3 protein-coding genes are annotated in these 1,073 nt (G+C 63.2%); all 3 read left to right on the forward strand.

The annotated features are described in order from the left end of the window. Nucleotides 1-12 precede the first annotated feature (12 nt). A complete protein-coding gene (locus EN893_RS35290) occupies nucleotides 13-426 on the forward strand; it encodes a type II 3-dehydroquinate dehydratase (protein ID WP_128362229.1) in 414 nt (137 codons plus the stop codon). A gap of 26 nt (nucleotides 427-452) precedes the next feature. Continuing rightward, the gene (gene accB, locus EN893_RS35295) at nucleotides 453-911 is read left to right on the forward strand and encodes an acetyl-CoA carboxylase biotin carboxyl carrier protein (protein ID WP_127269234.1); all 459 of its coding nucleotides are present in this window, start codon (nucleotides 453-455) and stop codon (nucleotides 909-911) included. Nucleotides 912-921: 10 nt separating this feature from the next. After that, nucleotides 922-1,073: biotin carboxylase N-terminal domain-containing protein (locus EN893_RS35300; RefSeq protein WP_281062534.1), on the forward strand; the 152-nt coding region annotated here is incomplete at its 3' end.

Genomic DNA, 1,073 nt, shown 5'->3' on the forward strand with positions numbered 1-1,073 from the left:
CGCCTCGCCTGCCTGCTTGCAGTCGTCGGCGATCGCGGCAAGCGCGAGCCGGGCATCTATGGCGGCAAGACGCTTGCCGCGATCGCCGACGACTGCAAGCAGGCAGGCGAGGCGCTGGGGTTCGAGATCGATTTCCGCCAGTCGAACCATGAGGGCGACCTTGTCGACTGGATTCAGGAAGCTGGCGACAAGGCTGTCGGCATCGTCATCAATCCGGGCGCCTACAGCCACACCTCGATTGCCATCCACGACGCCATCCGCGCCGTCGCGCCGTTGCCGGTGGCCGAAGTTCATCTTTCCAACATCCATGCGCGGGAACCATTCCGCCACATCTCCATGGTCGCGCCGGTCGCCGTCGGCATGATCTGTGGCTTTGGGCCGCTCGGCTATACGCTGGCGCTACAGGCGCTGGCCGCACGCCTATGACCGGCCAACAAACAGAAGGCTCGAAAATGTCGATAAAGAAGACCGGTGTTGACCAGCAACTGATCCGCGATCTGGCGGGCATACTGAACGACACCAATCTCACCGAGATCGAGGTTGAACTGGGCGACCTGAAGGTGCGCGTCTCGCGGCAGGCGCCGGCTGTTCATGCAATCGCAGCGCCGCAGCAGGCCTATGCGCCGGCAGCAGCGCAAGCTGCCTCCGCAGCTCTGCCCGTTGTGGCAGATATTTCCAAGAACGCAGTCACCTCGCCGATGGTCGGCACCGCCTACCTGGCGCCGTCGCCGGACGCCAAGGCGTTCATCGAAGTCGGCCAGAAGGTCAAGGAAGGCCAGACGCTGCTGATCATCGAAGCGATGAAGACGATGAACCAGATCCCCTCGCCACGTGCCGGCACGGTGACCGCGATCCTTTTCGAGGATTCGCAGCCGGTCGAATATGGCATGCCGCTCGTCGTGATCGAATAGAGCGGGCCTGATGTTTCAGAAGATCCTCATCGCCAATCGCGGCGAAATCGCCCTCCGGGTGCTGCGCGCCTGCAAGGAACTCGGCATCCAGACGGTGGTGGTGCATTCGACCGCCGATGCCGACGCCATGCATGTGCGGCTCGCCGACGAGAGCGTCTGCAT

The sequence above is a fragment of the Mesorhizobium sp. M7A.F.Ca.CA.004.04.2.1 genome (assembly GCF_004022825.1).
Lineage (GTDB): Bacteria > Pseudomonadota > Alphaproteobacteria > Rhizobiales > Rhizobiaceae > Mesorhizobium.

What these genes read in the sequence shown, in the direction of transcription:
- accB (WP_127269234.1), top strand. Translation starts at nt 453, where the DNA reads ATGTCGATAAAGAAGACCGGTGTTGACCAGCAACTGATCCGCGATCTG.